Raw genomic sequence first — 20,944 nt, 5'->3', positions numbered from 1 at the left:
TACAAAAAACAGGAGTGTATTTCTAAAGATTTAAAGCTTTATAATCCTTACAATGAATCTACAGTATGTAATAGGGGTGTGATTTGAATGTTTCAAAAAAGACCTGTCAATCCTGTTCGTCTTCATCATCCTATCCAGCCTGGTTCAGAGGCTCCTTTTGCCGAGCCCGGCTTGCAGCATGGGTTTGATGCGATTATAGCTCCAATAGTTTCTTTGGCCGAAGAGGGTCAACGCGACATCATACGTGTTACCTTTGACGGCACACATGGAGCCGATTTTCAGTCTATTCTCCAAAAAACTGTGGAGTCTCTTGAACACAGTGGTCACCGCGTCTTTGTATTAGGAACCAGCAGTTTCTTAAAAACAAGTGAAGAGCTGCGACAACATTTTAATCCTAATATTACAGACAACCGTGCGTTTGGATATTTTACAGAAGGAACGATCGAAGATTATTTTAGACCTAATGCCAAGTATGAAGCTTCTATTATCATGAATGATGCCGTAGCAGCTATTCCATCATCCGAATTGCCGACAATTTTTATAACATTTGGCCCAGGGTCATATTGGCTTGGTGAAGGGATGTTTGACATTACTTATTTCCTGGATGTCTCCCGCGAGTATCAACAAATGGAGCATAAGCAACAGCTGCTGAATTTCGGTTTCAGCTGGAACCGGGATAGTGTGGAAAAGTACAAAATATCTCTTTTTGTGGAATGGCCCATTTTCGAAACCTATCGCAAGCAAATTTTGGAGCTTACCCATTATTATATCGATATGAATCAGCCGGGAGACCCCGTTCTGACAACAACCTATACTTTGCGCCAAATGATCTTCAACATTGCCAAAGCACCCATGCGCGTAAAACCATTCTTTGCACCTGGTGTATGGGGTGGTCAATTCCTCAAAAAATTCGCCGATTTGCCGGAGGATTGGACCAATTGTGGTTGGGGTTTTGAACCTATCGCCCCAGAAAACTCGATCATTTTGGAATATGAAGGTAAGCAGATCGAGGTCCCTTTTCTCACCATTATGCATTATGAACACCACAATATTCTCGGAGAACGGCTCGTCAAGCTATTCGGAGATTACTTTCCGATCCGTTTTGATTATCTGGATACTATTGGTGGTAGTAACTTGTCAGTCCAGGTCCATCCGAAGCAGGAGTACGTTCGTAACCAGTTCAACGAGTTTATGACGCAGCAGGAATCCTATTATATTATGGAGAAAAAAGGCGATACCAAGGTCTATTTAGGACTGACTGAGCAATGCACCAAAGAAGGGTTCTATGAAGCCGTGCAAACCGCTCAGGAAACCGGTGTCCCCATTCAGTTTACGGACTATGTAAATTCCTATGCTGCGGAGAAAGGGGATCTCTATCTTATTCCGACAGGGACTGTACATGCATCTGGGACAGATAACTTAGTTCTAGAAATCTCATCCACCACATGGTGGTTCACCTTTAAAATTTATGATTATCTCCGTAAAGGATTAGATGGTAAACCGCGTCCGATTAACATCGATCATGCGTTCGACAATATTGATTTCTACAAAAAAACAGAATGGGTAGAAGAAAATCTGATTCCAACCCCTACCCTGCTTCAAGCCCAAGGGGACAACGAGGAGTATGTATTAGGCCAGCGTGATGACTTACTATTCTATGTACACCGAGTACACCTAAATAATACATGGAAAGCTAATACAGAGAACGAGATGGTCATGTACAATCTGGTTGAGGGTGAACAAGTTCGGATCGTTTCATGTGCGGATGAATCCATTTTTGTAGAGTTCAGGTATGCCGAATCCTATATCCTACCTGCTGACTTCGGGGAATATAAGATAATCAACCTTGGCAAAGAACCGTGCAAATTAATTAAAGCTGGCGTATCTAAAGCCTGGGATGTGAGTCTCCTTGAAGCGTAACATCGTCATTGCACTTGATGTGGGAGGAACGTTCATCAAAACATGCATTGTAGAGAACCATATTCCCCTATCAGCAAGTCAGCGGGAATTTCCTTCTCTCGCAGATCAAGATAAAGAGATCATTCTCGATCAATTTATGAACATTTTCAAATCTCAATACGAATTCTATCATTCACAATTCACAGGAAATGAACTAGATTGTCATTGGCATATTGGCTTGGCCTTTCCAGGCCCATTCGACTTCAAGCAAGGAATTTGTTATGTACAGGGACTGGGTAAATTCGAATCCCTTTATGGGGTGAATCTAAAAAAGGCATTCTACGAACGGATGGAGAAAGAGGACGGAACATGGGCGAAGCGACTTCAAAGGGCGGAAATCCGTTTTGAGCATGATGCTAGACTGTTTGCGCTTGGTGTAAGTCTGGGCTTCCCTCAGCATCGCTTTATTGCATTGACTTTGGGAACCGGGCTCGGTTCTGCCTATATCGATCAATCGCAGATTAAGACCCAAGGCCAAGGTATCCCTGCTAATGGATGGCTGTACAACCATCCATACCAAGACGGAATCATCGATGATGCTTTCTCCAAAAGAGGGTTGCTGCAGCTTGCAAAAGATCTTGGAGCCTTCCAGCCTGGAATGGATGTGAAGGAGCTCGCTGAATCAGCGAGACTCGGCAGTATTCCCTGCAAAGAGGTTTTCTCCGAGTTTGGTAAACGTCTTGCCGAAATGCTCGTTCCGTATATTAAGGGATATGAACCAAACCTCATCGTTCTCGGAGGACAAATTTCTAAAAGTTATGATTTATTTGGTAATGCCCTTCAGGATCATATAAAGCCACAACAAGTTCAAATTTACACTTCGGTTAACTTGCTGGAGAAAACATTCATAGGTATTTCGCGTATGTTTGAAAAATGAAGTCAAGTCGAGGCCATATCATGCTATGCCATTAATCCAACACAAAAGGGAGACGCACTTCTATCCCCGGATCGACCAATGAAATTTAAGCTCTATAACCCTTTCGATTATGCTCAAGAGGATTTCGCTCAGCTCATTATGGAGAGCTGGCACTACGATCTCATTAAAGACGGATTTGAAGTCCGGGATGTAGACAGCGGTGAGTTATATATCTCTCAACTCAGACAGGCACCGCGAGGTGTTATTGTAAGTTTTCCCGTTACGCTACAGGCCGGAGAGGAGAAAACCGTCCATATTCAGGTAGTAAAACGAAACAACTTAAAAACCGCGTATCGGAACGATTATGTTGGATCCGACCGTATGATGGATTTGGATGTGACCAGCGACCAGCAACCATTTAAGATTACATCCACCTATATCGATACCCCGTTCGTAAAGATCGAATGGGCTAAAGGAGCGGGTATTACATCATGGGTTGATAAACGTACGAAGAAGGAAATGTTGCGTCAGGATCGTAATCACCATGCCTTTACCCCAGTGTATGATGTGACTCATGCATCCAATGTTCAAGAGATGTATGAAGTGCGACGAAAAATGGGACGTAATCGAAAGGGTCCCGATGCCGTTATTTCTACAGGTGTCCTCACCAACGTAGAAGTCATCTCACAAGGCGATGTATATGGTACGGTCCAGCTGACATTCGAGGTGGCCGGTTGCTCCCATTATTCTTTGCTTGTTACGGCTTATGTCAATCACCCTCGAGTGGATGTGGCAGTCCGTATGCACAAGGACAGTGTATGGGCCCCTGAGAATTTGTATATTTCACTTCCTTTCGGAAGTCCAATAACGAGTGAATCCGAGCAATTATGGATCGATAAAATGGATGCATTAACACGCCCTCGCAAAGATCAATTGACCGGAAGCTTGGCAGATTACTATTGTTTAGGCGAAGGCGCTGCTTATGTAACAGCCCATGATGGTGTCGCTATTGCCATGCCAGATACGCCCCTCATTCAACTCGGCTCGTTAAATCATGGGTTCCGTCTGCTGAATGGAGATGCCAAGCTACAGCAGGATCCCGGTCATTTATATGCTTGGACGATGAATAATTATTGGGAGACGAACTTCTCAGCCACTTTGGGTGGATTCTATGAATTCCGATATCTCGTGGCTTGGGGAGAACAATACCATACGCCTGAAGTTGCGATGAATGCATGCCGTAGTATGAACGCCGGTATTCTAGCTTGGAGAATTCGCTAATTTGGGAATGAAGGATGCTGAATATCTTGATATGATTATATGGACAAACTCTTCAATAAATAATAACAGGCTCCTCTCAGTTTTTGAGTGGAGCCTGTTATTCATTGCTTAGGGATATACACGTTTCGGTTTAAACGTTTTCTCGGATAACCGGTAATTATTGAGCTCTAGGACGACGAACGTATAGGATGACTCCGAAGATTAGTAATAACATACCTACAACCTTGAAGATCGTTCCTGCAGACGATTCTCCCGTTTTAGGAAGAAGCGATACTGTCTTGTCATAACCTTTATTCGGTGTAGAATCATTCGTTTTTGTTCCTGTAGGTACTGTCTTGTCATAACCTTCATTCGGTGTAGAATCATTCGTTTTTGTTCCTTTAGGTACTGGTTGTTCCTGTATTGTATGGACCGGAGCAGGTGGATCTACTGGATTTGTAGGTGGTTCCCCTATTTCCGTCGGTGTTTTACCCGGATCTGTTGGAGGTACGCTTGGATCCTTAGGTTTTTCACCTGGATCTGTTGGAGGTACGCTTGGATCCTTAGGTTTTTCACCTGGATCTGTTGGAGGTACGCCTGAATCCTTAATTTTAGTATTCGTGATGTCATAACCATGTACTTCGAATTTATATCCTGCTACTGGGTGTTCTTTTACGGTATACGTATATGCTTTGCCGTCTGCATCATACGCTGCCAAATCTGCAAATGCATATTTCCAACCATTCGCTGCTGTTACTTCTTGGGTTTGGATGACTTGACCGTTTTGCAGTAAGTCTACTTTGATGGTGCTTGGACGATCCGACACATTGTCATCTTTCCACGTTTTTGATCCTTCTACGGTTGTTTGTGCTACTTTTGTATTCGTGATGTCATAACCATGTACTTCAGATTTGTATCCTGCTACCGGTTGTTCTTTTACCGAATACGTATATGCTTTGCCATCTGCATCATACGTTGCCAAATCTACAAATGCATATTTCCAACCATTCGCTGCTGTTACTTCTTGGGTTTGGATGACTTGACCGTTCTGCAGTAAATCTACTTTGATGATTGGACGATCCGACACATTGTCATCTTTCCACGTTTTTGATCCTTCTACGGTTGTTTGTGCTACTTTTGTATTCGTGATGTCATAACCATGTACTTCAGATTTGTATCCTGCTACCGGTTGTTCTTTTACCGAATACGTATATGCTTTGCCATCTGCATCATACGCTGCCAAATCTACAAATGCATATTTCCAACCATTCGCTGCTGTTACTTCTTGGGTTTGGATGACTTGACCGTTCTGCAGTAAATCTACTTTGATAATTGGACGATCTGTCGCATTGTCATCTTTCCACGTTTTCGTTCCTCCTACAGTTGTTTGTGCCACTTTTGTATTCGTAATGTCATAACCGTTTACTTCGGATTTGTATCCTGCTACCGGTTGTTCTTTTACCGAATACGTATATGCTTTGCCATCTGCATCATACGTTGCCAAATCTACAAATGCATATTTCCAACCATTCGCTGCTGTTACTTCTTGGGTTTGGATGACTTGACCGTTCTGCAGTAAATCTACTTTGATGATTGGACGATCTGTCGCATTGTCATCTTTCCACGTTTTCGTTCCTCCTACAGTTGTTTGTGCCACTTTTGTATTCGTAATGTCATAACCGTTTACTTCGGATTTGTATCCTGCTACTGGTTGTTCTTTAACTTCATACGTATACGCTTTTCCATTTGTATCATATGTCGCTAAATCCGCAAATGCATATTTCCAACCATTCGCTGCTGTTACTTCTTGGGTTTGGATAACTTCACCATTTTGCAATATGTCGACTTTAATACTGCTTGGGCGATCTTCTGCGTTCCCATCTTTCCACGTCTTCGTTCCTTCTACTGTGGTTTGACCACTTTTTGTATTAGTGATATCAAAACCGTTTACTTCGGATTTGTATCCTGCTACCGGTTGTTCTTTTACTGTGTACGTATAAGCATTTCCGTCAGCATCATACGCAGGTATATCTTTAAACGTGTAGTTCCAATCATTTGCAGCTGTTACGTCTTGTGTTTGAACCACAGTACCATTTTGTAGTAAGTCTATTTTGATTATGCTTAGGCGATCTGATGCATTATTATCAATCCACGTTTTTGTTCCTGAAACGTCCGTCTTCTTCACTTTATTCGGAATCTTAAGCTCTACACCTTTTTCAGCATTCGCATCAATGGTAAAGTTTATTTTTGCCTCTGGATCAAAATCCAAATAGTCTGGAGCATTAATTTCTTGTACATAGTAGTTTCCTACTTTTAAGTCAGGAACTTCAACCTTACCTTCTGCATCTGTTTTGTAGGTATCTCCTATTTGCTGACCTGACTCTGTATACAGCTTAAATAAAACATTCGGAATACCTTTTTCTTCATTCCCTGCAATATGCTTAACAATTCGCAACGTTCCTTTAGGTGGTAAATCACCGTCGGCTTCGCCACCCATGTCAATATTCTTAACTTTGGTTTCGCCTTTATTAGTTACCGGATCTTCATGCCAAATTTGGTAATCGACCTCATAATTATTATAGAAAGCCTCTTGTTTCTTTCCATCTGCAGTGATATTCGCTTTATAATTAATTAAAAATTTATTACCGTTGGCTTGATCCTTATCAATCTCAACCTTAAATGAGGTATCGCTAGTAAACGTAATATCAATTCCATACTTTTGGATTTGGTCCATTGATATATAATCATCATTAATTGCTATCGAAAAACTATTTTCCTTAAGCGTTTGTCCTGATTGTAAATTGTCTAATATAACAATATCCTTATCCAAATATTTCTGTGCACTATTTACATATAAGGCCCAACGCACCTCATTAGTATTGTTCGGTAGAATATCGCCAACTTTTCCGAAAAAACGCGAAGATGTTCCGCCCTCAGTTGGACCAATAATGGTTACCGATTGCTTCTTTAAAGTTGTACCCAGATCGGTTTCGATGGTTTTCGTTTCATTCGTTGCTACATAAGATGCCATAACTTTAAAATAAAAATGTCCTCTAATATTTTCAAGGTTCTCAACCACATCAGTAAATGTGCATATCACTTCTGTAGTCGTTACTTTAACAGTACCAAAATCAGTCCCTTCTTCATTCTTTAATGGGATCAATCCAGTAAATCCTTGTAATTCTTGAGGTAACGTTAAGGTCAGTGTGTCTCCAGCCTTCATCTTATTTCCGGATTTATCGCTAAAATTCACTGTTATTTGAGTCTGTTCACCGTAATTTAGTGTTGTTTTGTCAATCTTAAAACTATCAACAAATCCTGTTGTATTTAATTCTTCTGCATTTGCTATTAAAGGAACAATGCTCTGACCTAAAGTAACCATAAAAATCATAAGAATTAAAAAAGTTGAAAATACTCTTTTTAACTGTATATTCATACTAACTAACCTCCGAATCTCTGTTTTCTCCCAAGTTACCTTGAGTCTACTCTACTATTTTTCCTTTAATAATCAGACGATGGGTAGGGTTTACAATCGGATCACAAGTGACCAGTGTAATTTCCTTATCCTTACCGTTAGGTTCCAGTACCCAAACCTCATCTGGCTTGACATATAACTTTTCCGTTACTGTGTACTCGAACTGCTCTTTTCCATTATCAACCTCGATGTGATCCCCCAAAGTCAGTTCGTCCAGCCTATTAAAATTTCTCCCATATGTCCGACTTCGGTGACCGGCTACCGCATAATTTCCGACTTCGCCCGCCTTACCCGTATTCACGATACTGGCGACGGTCTTTTTCATGTTTTCTTGCGTTGCTCCATGAAGAATGGGAAGCGTTAAATCTATGTTTCCAATCGTCAGAATTCCTTCTGCAGCGTCATCTTCTTGAGAATTGACTGTTTTATCGTCTTCACTGCCTCGAGCTGTGGGGAGGGTAGCTGTGAGCTTCACGGTTCCTTTCTGCATTTGCTCCATAGGTTCTTCCGTGCTGTCAATATTATGAAGAATAGCCTGCCATTCCTTTAATATTTGTTCCTGCTGATAATCGCGATACATCTCCGTCATTTTTGGTAATACCATGAACATGACTCCGACAACGATCAGCAGGATCGCTGTAATTTTTTTACTCATCTACCCATTCACCCCCTCTTCTTTCCTTGTAAACCCCTTCTCAAAATCTCCCTCCTTGATCTTATATTTAGTTCCTCTCAACACAAAAACGCCCGACTGCATTAACGATGTTAATTGCGGCCGGACGATCATAAGTCATAGACTCTTAGATTCCTAAACTTTGCGAGCTAACCTTTCGATTAGTGTGCCAAATAGTGTATCAAAATTATGTAATTGTCGTTAGTGCAGATATACCCCAAATAATAGAGTACACAGAAGGTGTCGAAAAATAGTATATAAATACTACAACCAATATATACCATGTATATATGAATGTCTATTTATGTAAATAAAAAAAGCGAAAGATTTTCATAATATTCAGAAATTGTTCACAAATTTCAATCGAAATAATTGAAAGTATCCATGATTTTATTTTTCTAAAGATCCTCTTTACACAGGAACAAGCCGATCGGGCTTGTTTTGATATATCTCAAACGATCTTGCTTCTGTTACTAGTGTATCGTCTCTTACTTGGATCTTCCAGCCAGTACATGCCCACAAGCTCAAGATGAAAACCCGACCTCATAAGGTCGGGTTAATTAGGTGGAGGCAGGCTTAACCGTTCATAGGGCTATTTTTTTAGAATCGAAAAAGCTTTTTCCAGGTTCAAATCACCGTACATTTGATCAAACTTTTTCCCGTCGGCCGATTGAGAGTCAAACGGGTTGGATTGAGGTGTTGTAACTACATATATCATACCGTTTTCCTCAGCAATTGTACCTCCGATTTGACTCTTGTCATCATCGGAAAGCTTATTCCAATCGTTCTGTGCAAAAACAGAGATTGCAATTAACGTTTGGGAATCTTTTTTATCCTTCGTTGTGTAATCAAAGTAAACGACATGCTTAGCCGTTGGGTACATGCTGTCGGACTTTTCAGCGCGCACCTTATAGCTGCCATTCCAGGAAGAAGGAATTTCTACGCTGAAGTTTGCTTCGGAATTTTTGTAAATCGTGCTTTTCACATTGTCCTTAGACGAATTCGATTCATTCTTTGGCTTTGTAATTTTTTTACCGATCAGTTCCCATTTGCCCTTATTCCATTTCCAGTTGGAAGTAACGTAAGAGGTTGTATCCGAAGCAGTAGTTCCAACTCTCTCAACACCCTGCAAACCGTGAGTGCCTTTTTTGTTCAGAACGATTGGTTTCAGCTTAATGAAGCCATTTCCCTCCACGCCTATCTTACCTTTGGCAATTCCCGGGAGTGAGATTTCTGAAGGCTTGTTGTTTTTTAAAGTGTAAATATGGCTGGTAATATAACCGCCGCTTCCACCTGTATCTGCATTAACCATGATGTCAGCGACTTTATCATTGTTAAGATCCTGAATCAGAAGCTCAGGGGAATACCCGCCGTCATTCAGCGAAACAGAAGTCGTTTTCTTCGTCTTCGAATTTTGAATGACAAGCAGCAAGTCATCATTATATATGTCGCTTTTCTTTTCCTTGTGGCCATAGAGCGTGATAACGTCTGCTTTTTTGTCACCGGTCACGTCGACTTGTTTCTGCACCAGCTTGTGCATGTTGGATGGCAGCTTAAAGCTATTATTGCTCGCGGCCATAGCGGTTCCGCTGAGTACGAGCGATGCGATCATAGTGCTTGTGAGGACTTTTTTGATATTCATGTTAATTCCTACTTTCTTTTTATGATTTATGAGATGTTTTCTCTTGATATAGTACAGACGTTGCAACGGGGTTAAAAAGTTTGTTCGATTGCAATATAATATCTCTAAGATGCATATTAGGAAATACACGAGCAATCGGTCGATCGTTAACATCGTTTTTTCATCAGACTAATGTACGTTGTATATATTCATAATTGTTTTGTTGCCATTCTAATTTAGTATATTCGAATTTTTCTGTGTAACGAAACTAGTCTTTTTCGGATATATACATGAGGAGGTTAAGAAACTTAATTATTTTAAAAAGGTGAAAAAGAAAAATATTAAGACGCTCATCCTTTCCATTTTATCGGTACTCCTACTGGCTACAGCCCTTATTGGACTTTTTGTTATTGGTTTTCCTGTATCTTCTAAAGATGTGACCATCGATTATCAGAAGACAAAGAGTCGTTTAGAAGTTCATCTAACTTTGGAAAACGGCAAGGACTTGATATTCTCAGGGAAAACTAAATTTATCCGCGATGAAAATAATAATGTGATAGGTTCCGAAACAAGGTATACGCCTAGAGGATTACTTCATAACCCCTTTGATGATGTAGGAAAAAAAGTTATGTTGGGGGCAGAGATTCATACCAATCTGAATTTTCCAAACAAGCTTATCCTTGAATTCAAAGATAAGACTATAACGTTCATTAATGGTGTTTTGGTGGAATAGACTTTGCCGTTAAAACGAAAAAAGACACCCATTAAGGTGTCTTTCGCTTTATTCCATATGGAGATGTGTTTTCGATTATAGTAAGTGAGAGCCAAAAAAATACAATCCTTTAGTTCATCTACTTAATGTAATCACTAAGTACATGTTCATACATCTAAGATGAGCGAAGGGCTTGTCTTCTCATCCACATCGTTGCAACCCACTTTTCGCCTTTGATTACTGGTGTACCTGCATGCAAGGTAAACTCGTTTAATTCATGATTATCGTAAAAATATTCGAAGTAGACCGCCATACCTTTGTTAGGATACACTGATAAATTAAGCATAGGGAACGCTGTTTCTCCGCCTTCCTCTACATCATTTAAATACATCACAAGCGTACTAATTCGATTATTGCTACTTGCTCGACTCGTTTGTGTGAAGAAATCATGATGGGGTAGATACTCTTGACCAGGGATATACAGCAGAACTTGCAAGCCATCACCATGCTCGATAGGAATATTCATAATTTGAGAGAATCGTTTCTCGATTCTTGTAACCGTGGCGTTTTCCTCACAGAACACACCACTACTCGTTCTAATTTGATTGACCGCACGGTCTTCGCCTATTCTTGAACGTTGCAATCGTTCCCTAGAATATTCAATTAGCTCATTGCATTCCTCATCGCTAAGCACATTTCCTAGTAAGACAACCAGCGGTTCCTCATACTTGGCAAGAATTCGAATCTCTCGATCTTCTGTCTTGATCGTATTTCCGACATGATCAAATATCGTCCGTTCTTTGTCTGTCGTATTCCCTATCATCCTTATACAGCTCCCAAGTTATAACATCCATCACACAAAAACATACCATAAAATGGTTTTTTTCGCTCAATTAACTTCAGAACATGTTAGGGAGGTCAACAATGGATATCGAATCTCAAAGATTTATTAAAGCCTTGCAAGAGAATCGATTAGATGAATTGAAGAAAATACCAAAATCCGACTTACATAATCATCAATCGAGAGGTGCAAACAAGCACGATTTAGAAAAATGGTTAGACGTAAGCATTCCCCCTTTTCAAAAGGTGAGCACATTAGCTGAGATGGATAGCTGGTACAGGTCTAATATCCAATGGTTGACGCCCACAAAAGAAACCTTTGAGATGAAAATTAGGAGTGCATTTGAAGAAGCTAAGAGAGAAAATCTTCTCGTTTATTGTCTGAGTATTGGTCCTGGTGATATACAATATTTTGATAACAGCATGGAGCAATTCATCGATACTATTGAGTTTTACAGGAGCTCCATCACACCCAATATCACATTTATTCCTGAAATATCTATATACAGAAGTGAAAATCTAGAATTGAATCAACATCAAATCGACACCGTATTAAAATGCTGAAGATGAAATATTTCAAATCCATTGATCTAATTGGAGATGAAAAACTGCCCTCTTCCCAGTTTAGTGATTTGTTTAGAACATGCAAAACACAAGGAATGAATACAAAAACGCATATTGGGGAATTTACAGAATATCAGAATATTATTAGAGCATTGGTGGAATTAGAGGTGCAAGACATTCAGCATGGCATATCAGCATCTGAAAGTCCTGAACTTATGGCAATGTTAAATGAAAAAAACATCACGTTACATATATGTCCTACCAGCAATCTGATGCTAGGAAGAATACAAGATTATTCTTTTCCGCAGTTAAGGACATTAATAGATCACGGAGTAAAGGTAACGATAAACACAGATGATTTGTTGATATTTGATTCATCTGTCAGTCTAGAATATATACACTTATATAAGAGTGGCAATTTTACAACAGAAGAATTAAACGATATTCGTCTGCACGGGTTAAGCTATGCGACTTGACCATATGGAGCCGAGGCGAATGCTTGTCCCAACGAAGATTCACTAAAAAATCAGCCCATCGTTCGCTTATATCACATTTTTCGTTGATACGTAGATAGCATAACTCTTATTAAAATGAACAAAAACCCTAATATTTCTACACCTGAAATCGGCAATAGTCCTCGCGGAAGCAGAGCGCACTCTTTCATTTTGCAGCAAATCCATCTCTCCAAAGAAATCTCCTTTGCTAAAATAGAAAGAATCAAGGCTCCTCGGGAGCCTTAATGCATAATCCAAGAAACATTTTATCCCCCGCGAAACGCATTAAGAAAATATTCGATACGCCCATTCACTTATCTCCGCTCCTACATACAATGTTTTAGCCTATCCATTAAGGAGTGACAAGATCATGTCATTTTTACCACCTCCAATCCCCTCAGGATTCCCAGGTTTCCCAGGGCAACCTGGGCAACCGGGGCAACCAGGACTCACGGCACCCAGCTCACCTCCCCCGGGATTCATTCCTCAGCAACCTGCGGTTTCGCCCTTTGCTGTCGACCCGGGAGCAATTGCTGGTTGTTTGTTTCGGAATACGTACGTTTGGCTCGTGAATAGAAATCAATTCTGGTTTTACCCGGTTTTCGTAGGGCGCACCTCGGTTGCAGGGTTTCAGTGGAACGGAAGGTTTTGGATGTATACTGGATTGAGCTTGCAGTCCATCCAATCCTTTACATGTTTCTAAATGAGCACGCAAAAAAGCTCCGTTCCACTAGGAATGGAGCTTTTGGCTCTACGTTAGAGTTAACTATCATTTAATCCTTAATGCCTGGCCACAGCGTGCACAGTAGCGTGTACCCTGAGGAGACATTGACCCGCAGCCTTCACAATAAAGCTCCTGCGTCATAGGCTTCACTTGATCGTCATGCCTTATTGCCTCATGCGTGGTTGGATTTAGCAGATTCAATGCATGGAACTCCTCTCTTCTCCCCCTGCGAATGAGTGAGAACAATAAATAGAGGCCCATAAACCCGACTACGGTCATAGCACCCGCCTTAATCAGACCCGATTCAAAGTGATAATTCCATAGTGCATGCATCACAACTGCTGCCAAGAACATCCCAATTGCACGTCGCCATCTTGTCCATGAATTGCCGTTCCCCAGGTTCGAGTCCTTATGTATGCTACTTGCATACCATATCCCCACAGTTGCAATCGCAGTCCACGTTCCATGACCAAAGGGCGATAATAAGGCTCTAATCCATAGAACTGCGAGCATCCCAAGTGAAGAGGCCTCGTCTATATGCACCCATCCATAAATAATACTTTCCACTGCAGCGAAGCCCATTCCTGCTGCGGCACCAAACACCACTGCATCCATCAGAAACTGAATTTTTCGCATTCGAAGGAGCATCACACAGATTAATAATTTAGCAGTTTCTTCTATTAGAGCTACAGACAAAGGTACGTAAAGCTGCGAAAAGTCAAAGGAATTTTCTTTTACTTCAAAAAGCCAAATCCGCTCTAAATACCAAGCCAGCGGGATAGCAACAATCGCGGTAGACACAAAAACTAAACCAAGCCTCATCTGACGAAAGCCTATTAACTGCTGACTTCTCACAAAAGCTACGAATGCTACAGGACCCACCACTCCTCCAACAATTAAGGCGGAGATCTTCCACCATTGGCTATGAAGGAATAGTGCCAAGAAGGATAAGACAAGGAATCCACCTACCAGCCACAGTAATTGCTCCATCCACTTGTCTTTGGCTTTAGGTACCGATTCATTATCCCGGGCAACTGACTCCTCGCCGAAAGCAATTGTAACTTTCTCCATCAGATGGGGTGTTCGTAAATTTAGAAACTCAATGAGCTGTTGACGAACCGGAGCGTAATAGTCGAGTATAGTTAAGAATTCTAACTTGCCCATGATCAGTAATTCACTATCTTCTACCGCGATCAACGTGTGCGAGGAAGCCGTGTCTGTTAGTAACTCTGTCTCTCCATAAAAATCCCCTTCTCGAAGAACAGTCTTACGCCGCTTTTGACCGCGAAGTTCGATACTCCCGCTACTAATCATGTGAAATTGATCCATTACCGCACCTTCCACGATAATCTCTTCGCCCTTCGTTATTTTCTTGATCGTTGTAATCTCTGCAAGTCCCCGAAGTTCAGCATCAGGGATGACCGACCAGATTGTCGCTTTGCGAAGCATACTATGGATCATTCGGATCCGTATGTTCACAAGCACACTCTCGTAAAATAACGGACTCAGGTTCGCCAAATATTCGAACGACGGACGGTCTAAACGCAACGCTTTTACTGGCCCAATTGCCGTAACACTAGCTGATCTTTGTACGTTCCGAATAAGACCGATCTCTCCGACTAACTCTCCCGGTCCAAGTTCAGCCAAGAGCAGTGCCTTCCCAACTAAGTTAACCGAGGTGACCTGCACTTTCCCTTGCCATATAATGAAACAGTCCTTAGAGGTGGACTCTTCCATAAGAAGTCGCTGTCCATCCTCTAAAGACACAAGTTTTATAGCGTTAATTACATTTCGTAGCTCAGCATCAGGAATGCCTCGTAACAACGGATGATTACGCAGAAAATCGACTGCAACATTGGGTATCATAGTTTTTAACTCATCACCGCATATTTCCTATAACACTACTTCTGGAATCATCCATTTTTTTAATAAAATTTGTCATTGTATCGAAGGCTTCGTTACGTTTATTCGATAAACTTTGTAAGCGCAGCATGTCCATTTGCTGACTATTGCTTGCACTATCAATCTCTGACTTGATTTGCCCCAACAGATTCTCAAGTTCCCCTTTTGTTTGCGGTATAGCCATACTCATAGCAGTAAACATGGCGCCCTTGTCATCTGCCAGCTTCACAGCAGCGTCAGCCTCAGCACCTGAAGGAAGCTTCCCTAGCTCTTCATTGATAACTCCCAACAATTGATTCAGTTTTGAGATTTTATCATTCTGGGCTTGTACGGCTGTGATTTGATTTTTCAGCTGATCATCTAACATACTTGAACGACTACTCTGTACAGCCATCATTGCTGTTTCAAGATCCATACCCTGAATGTTAACCTGTGTCATACCACCCATATTAACGCTACCTACTGAATTTTGCGTGGCATTTCCATTCAGCGCATCCTTAACAGAGTTATAAACCGAATTGTTATATAACAAGGCCCCGCCTACAATGATCCCCAGTACAAAAGTACCTGACATAGATAAAACCAATTTTTTTACACTCATTCCATTCCCTCTTTTCATTTATTGATGATATTGTGTCGTTACGATTAATAAATCCAAATATGCGCTTTCTTTGTTAATATTGTTATATCATTTAGGGTGATTAATGGTCTGTAACCCCAATTACAATTTCCAAATATTCGAACTCAAATTACGTCAAGTATATTTCTAAGTCTATCTATGTTACACACGAGTATTTTCCTCTGATCAATACGTATCAACTGCTCATTCTGTAATTCAAGCAATGATTTTGTCACGGTCTCGCGCGCCGTTCCTGTCATATCTGCCAGGTGTTGATGCGTTAGTTTCAAATCGATTAAAACGCCTTCATCAGAGGACACTCCATGCTGTTCTGTTAGACGTAACAACACGCGAGCAATACGCGTACGCACATCGAGAACGGTCAAGTCCGTTATTAATTTATTGGCATCACGTAGACGATCTAAGGCTGTTTCCAAAATGCCAATCAGTATTTCCGGATTACTTTTTAATAAGGGAATGAAATCGCGTTTTTTCAGAATACATAAGGTGGACTTCTCAATGGTCCTTGCAGAAGCAGAGCGTGCTCTTTCATTTTGCAACAAAGCCATCTCTCCAAAGAAATCACCTTCTCTAAAAATAGAAAGGATTACATCCCTAGAGTGGTTATCTTGATAGATTTGAACAACTCCAGATATAACCAGATAGAGTTCCTCTCCCTCTTCACCTTCAAAAAAGATGGACTCTCCTTTTATATAAATACGCTCACTACATAACTTGGCAATTTCAGCTAAATATTCATCGTCCAGATGTTCGAAGAACGGGAAATCTCGTAACAGTTGTGGGTTCATCTTCAATAGCTGCCTCCAGTGTGAGTAATAAATTTTTTAATGATTGAATCGATTTCATAATTGCATTTTCAGCTTAATCTATCCGATTGTCTTTGAATGCGCTAAGCTGCTGGGCGGCTTCACGATCATCTATCGTTGTTTCCATGCCGGCAAGCTTCAGGACCATCCTATATTGTAATTCTTTTAAATTGAGATAAATAGTGACAGCAGTCATCAAATTATCATGTGACATTTTTACATTTTATGGATTAAAAACCTCGCCAGGATATAACAATTAAAATAACGGCTATAGTAACTGGAAGTCATTCCATCCATGTTCCGCAAGATTGTAATAAAAAAAGAATCAAACGCGTGGACCATCGAAAAGATGCTCACGGTTTGATTCTTCTTTTAAAAGGTGAGTCGAGCCCCTGGCCACTCTGATCCGCGGATGACGGGAGTCCGAATGATCGAACCAGTTATGGTGGAAGGTAACAAAGAATTCTGCAGACTCACTAAGTCCGACTAGAGCAGCTTTTCCGGAACTCATATTTTTCACATCTAACAGTATTCTGAGTTAATGATTATAGGACAAAACATTGATACACCCGTACTCTCAGCAATGTATCCTAGGCTCTTGTGAAAATACAACACGAATAGCCACACAGTAGCCAGCACATAATAAAATTCACAACCATTAGATAATCAAGGGAGGAGCTTTCAATTGAGCACAAATCAACCAGACAAGAATCTAATCAACACGGTAAAAGAACTGGAAGCCACACCCGTAAACAGCCTGGAGGCCCAACAGCAGCAGCAAGCCCGTAATGATCGCCGCAAACAAGCTCTGCATGACAACGATGGCAAATTCTCAGAAAATGAATCTGGGAACTTTCATTAGAGTGTCAACAAATTTGGAATCCCAATAAACCGCACGCTTTATGATCCTTTTCAAAATGCAAAAAACGTAAAAAAGCGACCACGATGGTCGCTTTTTTACTGATATTTAGAAATGCCTTCTCCTGCAAATCGTTTCAATGGCCTCCCATCTTATCTTCAGTATCCTGACGAATACTCTTTGCTTTCTTTTAAGTGAGCGATATCATGGCCCGTTGGGTTTTGGAAGACACGAAGCCCAAATATCGGTACAACTGCAAAAATGTGATCAAAGATATCAGCCTGAACCGATTCATACACCACCCAGTTAGTATCATTGCTAAACGCGTAGATTTCTAAGGGCAGTCCATTATCCTCTGGCGCTAACTGTCTGACAATCAGCGTCATATCCTTATGAATTCTAGGATGATTCCTCAGATATTCATGGATATATTCTCTGAATACACCAACATTCGTGAGATGTCTTCCGTTTACTTTACTCTCCGTATTGATTTGATGTTCGATATTATAGACGTTAATTTCATTTAATCTTGTCTTTATAAAATCGGTAAGGTAGTGGATCTTCTGGAATTCCTCCATCATTTCTTTTGTACAAAAGCATATGCTGCTTGTATCGATATGGACGCTTCGTTTAATCCTTCTGCCGCCAGATACTTGCATGCCCCTCCAATTTTTGAACGAGTCTGAAATGAGGGCGTAGCTAGGAATCATGGTGATTGTTTTATCGAAATTCATAACTTTTACCGTATTCAATGTAATGTCAATTACATCACCATCCGCATTATATTTAGGCATTTCGATCCAGTCACCTACACGCACCATATCATTAGATGATAATTGAACACCTGCCACCAGGCCTAATATGGAGTCCTTAAAGATTAGCATTAGAACAGCCGATAAGGCACCAAGACCACTGAGAATAATCAAAGGATTCTGACCGATGAGGTTCGAGATCACCACGATACCGCCAATGATGAATAGAATAATCTTTGCAACCTGAATGTACCCCTTGATCGGTCTAATCTTGGAGACCTCAAACGAGCGATAAATAGCATCGATGGCATTAAGTAGTGCATCAAACACCGTGATAGTTACGATAATCATATAAGTTAAGGCGGATTTTTCAATAAAAGCCTGATATAGCGGAAAGATAGACGCAGAATAATAGATGATAAAGGCTGGCGCGAGATGCGACAGCTTGTGAAACACTTTTTTCTCCAAAACGATGTTATCCCACGAATACCGATCCTTACTAATGACATGAATAATTATCTTCAACACGATTTTTTTGGCTATTAAATTGGCCAGTACAGAGAGTAGTGCTATAAATAAGACCATGATTATATTCGAAAGATAACCTGTCATTTGTTCGCTTACACCGTAACCTGCTAGTTGATCTTTTATAAAATTCATCATTTCCTCCTGCTGCGTGTTCTTAGATTGTTTGATGAAATGGTCTAGCACTAACATTCAACGCTTCGATCGTTGCCAGTTAACTATTATTGCCTAGTTTCAACTAATTGTATTAACCTTGTCAACGCGCTTGAGTAAATCGAGTCATGTCTATGCACAAACCATACCTGCAAATCTCGGTACTCTTCAGGCAAGCGGTGGGAAGCGATTATGCCCTTTTCTTCCGCCTTGGCAATCGATGATCGTGGCAGCATAGACACACCGAGTCCAGAAGAAACTCCATCTAAAATAACTGCTAATGTACCAAATTCCATAATTTGATAAGTGGTCAGGCCAGTGCCTCTCAGAAAACTCTCTGCTTTTGCCCGATGCGTGCATCCAACGTCAAAGAACAACATCGGCTTCATGAGTAACTCACACATTTCGTTTTTTCCCGGCTCAGAGATCAACACCAACTCCTCTTCAAAAGCCGCGATATATTCTATATCTGGATCGTCAACAGGACCATAGACGAACGCTCCATCAAGCTCGTAATCCAACACCTTTTGTAAGAGCGCATGTGTCACACCCGTAGTGAGCGATAAATTAACATCTGGATATCGTGATTGATACTCGGCCAATAAAGGAGTCAGATGAATGACTGCTGTCGCTTCAATGGAGCCTATCCGAAGAGGCCCTGCAGGATGATCCGAGTATTGTGTAGTTTTCACAGCCTCGTCCAACAGAGTCAGTATTTTATCCGCATATTCCAGTAAATTCTCGCCAGCCGAAGTTAGCGTCATTCCTCGATTGGATCTCCGAAAAAGGGTTGTTTTCAACTGCGCCTCAAGATACTGAATTCGAGTCGTCACATTAGACTGTACATAATTCAACATTTGCGCAGCCTTGGTTATGCTACCCGCTCGAGCTACAGCTTGAAATATTCTTAAATCTCCGCTTTCCATTTCTATGTCACCTGCTTGGTATGATCATTTATGATACTCACATTCGGTTTTGTTCATTTTACTGTATGATTCCCACTCTGTACAATTCAAAATAGATTCATTGAAATACGAATTACTGGAGGATTGGGATGAAAGCAATCGTACATGCTGGGATGAACGGCTTGAAGAGCTTGACATATGAAGACGTTGTTGACAAACAGCCAAGCTTCGGCGAAGTAAAAGTAAGGCTGAAAACCGCAGGATTAAATCATCGAGACTTATTTCTCATGGCGGATCGAACAAATGAGGATGCTCCCCTGATTATGGGTTCTGATGGCGCGGGTATAATTGAAGCAATAGGTGAAGGCATAACATCCCTTACAATAGGTACCGATGTAATCATTAATCCGTGTATCGGATGGGAAATCACCCACGATGTCCCGAACGTTCCGGCCATAGTTGGCGGCCCTTCAGATGGTACATTTGCCGAGTCTATCATCATCCCTGCGCAAAATGCCGTCCGCAAGCCAGCTTATTTGTCTTGGGAAGAAGCGGGCGTGTTGCCCTTGTCTGCCTTGACAGCCTATCGGGCTTTGTTCACAAGAGGTCGCTTACAGCAAGGTGAACATATCCTTATTCCAGGTATTGGTGGCGGTGTGGCCACTTATGCCATGCTTATGGCTTCAGCAGCGGGTGCACGAGTCAGTGTCACATCACGAAGTGAAACGAAAAGGCAAGTTGCTCTTGCACATGGGGCAGATCATGCCTTTGACAGTCATAGTGATTGGAAGGAAAGTATGAAAGGAGAAACAGTGGATCTCATCCTGGATAGTATCGGGCCAGCGACGTTCCAACAGTACTTTGATATCATTAAGCCAAATGGCCGTATCGTTACGTTTGGAGCAAGCTCAGGAGATCGAATGGAAATAGCAGTACGATCCATATTTTACCCCCAAATCAGTATCATCGGCACCTCAATGGGAAGCAGTGAAGAGTTTATTGCGATGCTTGAATTTATGGAACACCACTCGATACGCCCTATCATTGATAGTGTGTATCCTTTACAAGACACATTTCAAGCCTTTCAGCGAATGCAACAGGGGGAGCAGTCTGGGAATATTGGAATAAAAATTAATTGAGACTCTGAAAAAGATAATTGCCGATTAAGAATTATATAACTCCCTCTTTTTCTGCAATTCTATAAAAGGAGCGGATCCTTACCTA

At 41.1% G+C, this 20,944-nt stretch carries 19 protein-coding genes and 1 riboswitch; of the genes, 9 read left to right on the top strand and 10 right to left on the bottom strand.

Translation table 11 applies throughout. The annotated features are described in order from the left end of the window. Nucleotides 1-87 precede the first annotated feature (87 nt). From MHH52_RS01210 to MHH52_RS01200, 3 genes are all read left to right on the top strand, one after another. A complete protein-coding gene (locus tag MHH52_RS01210) occupies nt 88-1,920 on the top strand; it encodes a class I mannose-6-phosphate isomerase (protein WP_340006130.1) in 1,833 nt (610 codons plus the stop codon). Beyond that, complete coding sequence (locus MHH52_RS01205) at nt 1,910-2,836, top strand: ROK family protein (RefSeq protein ID WP_340006128.1); 927 nt, start codon at nt 1,910-1,912, stop codon at nt 2,834-2,836. Before MHH52_RS01210 ends, MHH52_RS01205 begins: the two co-directional genes overlap by 11 nt. Before the next feature lie 78 nt (nt 2,837-2,914). Then, on the top strand, nt 2,915-4,096 hold the full coding sequence (locus MHH52_RS01200) for a hypothetical protein (protein ID WP_340006126.1): 1,182 nt from the start codon (nt 2,915-2,917) through the stop codon (nt 4,094-4,096). Nucleotides 4,097-4,253: 157 nt separating this feature from the next. On the opposite strand, the gene MHH52_RS01195 is transcribed toward MHH52_RS01200, so the two are convergent. From MHH52_RS01195 to MHH52_RS01185, 3 genes are all read right to left on the bottom strand, one after another. Next, nucleotides 4,254-7,511 carry a Cna B-type domain-containing protein gene (locus MHH52_RS01195; RefSeq protein WP_340006124.1) on the bottom strand — a complete coding sequence of 1,086 codons (3,258 nt, stop codon included), beginning with the start codon at nt 7,509-7,511 and terminating at the stop codon, nt 4,254-4,256. 46 nt (nt 7,512-7,557) lie between these two features. Further along, the gene (locus tag MHH52_RS01190) at nt 7,558-8,205 is read right to left on the bottom strand and encodes a class D sortase (protein WP_340006122.1); all 648 of its coding nucleotides are present in this window, start codon (nt 8,203-8,205) and stop codon (nt 7,558-7,560) included. 112 nt (nt 8,206-8,317) lie between these two features. Continuing rightward, a riboswitch (cyclic di-GMP riboswitch) is annotated at nt 8,318-8,404 on the bottom strand. Between the two features lie 411 nt (nt 8,405-8,815). Next, the gene (locus tag MHH52_RS01185; protein ID WP_340006120.1) at nt 8,816-9,865 is read right to left on the bottom strand and encodes a hypothetical protein; all 1,050 of its coding nucleotides are present in this window, start codon (nt 9,863-9,865) and stop codon (nt 8,816-8,818) included. Nucleotides 9,866-10,169: 304 nt separating this feature from the next. On the opposite strand from MHH52_RS01185, the gene MHH52_RS01180 reads away from it, so the two are divergent. Continuing rightward, on the top strand, nt 10,170-10,577 hold the full coding sequence (locus tag MHH52_RS01180) for a hypothetical protein (protein ID WP_340006118.1): 408 nt from the start codon (nt 10,170-10,172) through the stop codon (nt 10,575-10,577). Nucleotides 10,578-10,731: 154 nt separating this feature from the next. On the opposite strand, the gene MHH52_RS01175 is transcribed toward MHH52_RS01180, so the two are convergent. Further along, the gene (locus tag MHH52_RS01175; RefSeq protein WP_313636596.1) at nt 10,732-11,379 is read right to left on the bottom strand and encodes a 2OG-Fe(II) oxygenase; all 648 of its coding nucleotides are present in this window, start codon (nt 11,377-11,379) and stop codon (nt 10,732-10,734) included. A 101-nt stretch (nt 11,380-11,480) separates the two neighbouring features. On the opposite strand from MHH52_RS01175, the gene MHH52_RS01170 reads away from it, so the two are divergent. The 3 genes from MHH52_RS01170 (at nt 11,481) to MHH52_RS01160 (ending at nt 13,157) form a co-directional block, all read left to right on the top strand. Next, nucleotides 11,481-11,960: a hypothetical protein gene (locus MHH52_RS01170; RefSeq protein WP_340006116.1), complete on the top strand. Its 480-nt coding sequence runs from the start codon at nt 11,481-11,483 to the stop codon at nt 11,958-11,960. Continuing rightward, complete coding sequence (locus MHH52_RS01165) at nt 11,954-12,436, top strand: hypothetical protein (RefSeq protein ID WP_340006115.1); 483 nt, start codon at nt 11,954-11,956, stop codon at nt 12,434-12,436. The genes MHH52_RS01170 and MHH52_RS01165 overlap by 7 nt, the downstream gene beginning before the upstream one ends. 388 nt (nt 12,437-12,824) lie before the next feature. Continuing rightward, entirely contained in the window at nt 12,825-13,157 is a 333-nt protein-coding gene (locus tag MHH52_RS01160) for a transporter (protein ID WP_340006114.1), read from the top strand. Between the two features lie 66 nt (nt 13,158-13,223). Here MHH52_RS01160 and MHH52_RS01155 read toward each other — a convergent pair whose 3' ends face one another. The 4 genes from MHH52_RS01155 to MHH52_RS01140 form a co-directional block, all read right to left on the bottom strand. Further along, nucleotides 13,224-15,044 (bottom strand): cyclic nucleotide-binding domain-containing protein, encoded by a 1,821-nt coding sequence (locus MHH52_RS01155; protein ID WP_340006113.1) that lies wholly within the window; start codon nt 15,042-15,044, stop codon nt 13,224-13,226. Between the two features lie 13 nt (nt 15,045-15,057). Then, nucleotides 15,058-15,681 (bottom strand): hypothetical protein, encoded by a 624-nt coding sequence (locus MHH52_RS01150; RefSeq protein WP_340006112.1) that lies wholly within the window; start codon nt 15,679-15,681, stop codon nt 15,058-15,060. A 143-nt stretch (nt 15,682-15,824) separates the two neighbouring features. Beyond that, entirely contained in the window at nt 15,825-16,508 is a 684-nt protein-coding gene (locus MHH52_RS01145) for a Crp/Fnr family transcriptional regulator (RefSeq protein WP_340006111.1), read from the bottom strand. 73 nt (nt 16,509-16,581) lie between these two features. After that, nucleotides 16,582-16,740, bottom strand: coding sequence for a hypothetical protein (locus MHH52_RS01140; protein ID WP_340006109.1), 159 nt, complete (start codon nt 16,738-16,740; stop codon nt 16,582-16,584). A gap of 471 nt (nt 16,741-17,211) precedes the next feature. Here MHH52_RS01140 and MHH52_RS01135 point away from each other — a divergent pair, with 471 nt between their 5' ends. Next, entirely contained in the window at nt 17,212-17,388 is a 177-nt protein-coding gene (locus tag MHH52_RS01135) for a hypothetical protein (protein WP_340006107.1), read from the top strand. Between the two features lie 155 nt (nt 17,389-17,543). On the opposite strand, the gene MHH52_RS01130 is transcribed toward MHH52_RS01135, so the two are convergent. Both MHH52_RS01130 and MHH52_RS01125 read right to left on the bottom strand, forming a co-directional pair. After that, the gene (locus tag MHH52_RS01130) at nt 17,544-18,797 is read right to left on the bottom strand and encodes a mechanosensitive ion channel domain-containing protein (protein ID WP_340009438.1); all 1,254 of its coding nucleotides are present in this window, start codon (nt 18,795-18,797) and stop codon (nt 17,544-17,546) included. Nucleotides 18,798-18,883: 86 nt separating this feature from the next. Continuing rightward, nucleotides 18,884-19,741 (bottom strand): LysR family transcriptional regulator, encoded by an 858-nt coding sequence (locus MHH52_RS01125; protein ID WP_340006105.1) that lies wholly within the window; start codon nt 19,739-19,741, stop codon nt 18,884-18,886. A gap of 128 nt (nt 19,742-19,869) precedes the next feature. Here MHH52_RS01125 and MHH52_RS01120 point away from each other — a divergent pair, with 128 nt between their 5' ends. Further along, nucleotides 19,870-20,859 (top strand): zinc-binding dehydrogenase, encoded by a 990-nt coding sequence (locus tag MHH52_RS01120; RefSeq protein WP_340006104.1) that lies wholly within the window; start codon nt 19,870-19,872, stop codon nt 20,857-20,859. Nucleotides 20,860-20,944 lie beyond the last annotated feature (85 nt).

This window comes from Paenibacillus sp. FSL K6-0276 (assembly GCF_037977235.1).
GTDB lineage: Bacteria > Bacillota > Bacilli > Paenibacillales > Paenibacillaceae > Paenibacillus_AQ.
Note: the sequence above shows the minus strand (reverse complement) of the source record. Positions and strands in the feature narration are given on the sequence as shown.

Bases quoted from the DNA above. Each gene is read 5' to 3' on its own strand.
- MHH52_RS01210 (WP_340006130.1), top strand. From the start codon at position 88: ATGTTTCAAAAAAGACCTGTCAATCCTGTTCGTCTTCATCATCCTATC.
- MHH52_RS01200 (WP_340006126.1), top strand. From the start codon at position 2,915: ATGAAATTTAAGCTCTATAACCCTTTCGATTATGCTCAAGAGGATTTC.
- MHH52_RS01195 (WP_340006124.1), bottom strand. From the start codon at position 7,511: ATGAATATACAGTTAAAAAGAGTATTTTCAACTTTTTTAATTCTTATG.
- MHH52_RS01190 (WP_340006122.1), bottom strand. From the start codon at position 8,205: ATGAGTAAAAAAATTACAGCGATCCTGCTGATCGTTGTCGGAGTCATG.
- MHH52_RS01185 (WP_340006120.1), bottom strand. From the start codon at position 9,865: ATGAATATCAAAAAAGTCCTCACAAGCACTATGATCGCATCGCTCGTA.
- MHH52_RS01175 (WP_313636596.1), bottom strand. From the start codon at position 11,379: ATGATAGGGAATACGACAGACAAAGAACGGACGATATTTGATCATGTC.
- MHH52_RS01170 (WP_340006116.1), top strand. From the start codon at position 11,481: ATGGATATCGAATCTCAAAGATTTATTAAAGCCTTGCAAGAGAATCGA.
- MHH52_RS01165 (WP_340006115.1), top strand. From the start codon at position 11,954: ATGCTGAAGATGAAATATTTCAAATCCATTGATCTAATTGGAGATGAA.
- MHH52_RS01160 (WP_340006114.1), top strand. From the start codon at position 12,825: ATGTCATTTTTACCACCTCCAATCCCCTCAGGATTCCCAGGTTTCCCA.
- MHH52_RS01155 (WP_340006113.1), bottom strand. From the start codon at position 15,044: ATGATACCCAATGTTGCAGTCGATTTTCTGCGTAATCATCCGTTGTTA.
- MHH52_RS01150 (WP_340006112.1), bottom strand. From the start codon at position 15,681: ATGAGTGTAAAAAAATTGGTTTTATCTATGTCAGGTACTTTTGTACTG.
- MHH52_RS01145 (WP_340006111.1), bottom strand. From the start codon at position 16,508: ATGAACCCACAACTGTTACGAGATTTCCCGTTCTTCGAACATCTGGAC.
- MHH52_RS01140 (WP_340006109.1), bottom strand. From the start codon at position 16,740: ATGTCACATGATAATTTGATGACTGCTGTCACTATTTATCTCAATTTA.
- MHH52_RS01130 (WP_340009438.1), bottom strand. From the start codon at position 18,797: ATGAATTTTATAAAAGATCAACTAGCAGGTTACGGTGTAAGCGAACAA.
- MHH52_RS01125 (WP_340006105.1), bottom strand. From the start codon at position 19,741: ATGGAAAGCGGAGATTTAAGAATATTTCAAGCTGTAGCTCGAGCGGGT.
- MHH52_RS01120 (WP_340006104.1), top strand. From the start codon at position 19,870: ATGAAAGCAATCGTACATGCTGGGATGAACGGCTTGAAGAGCTTGACA.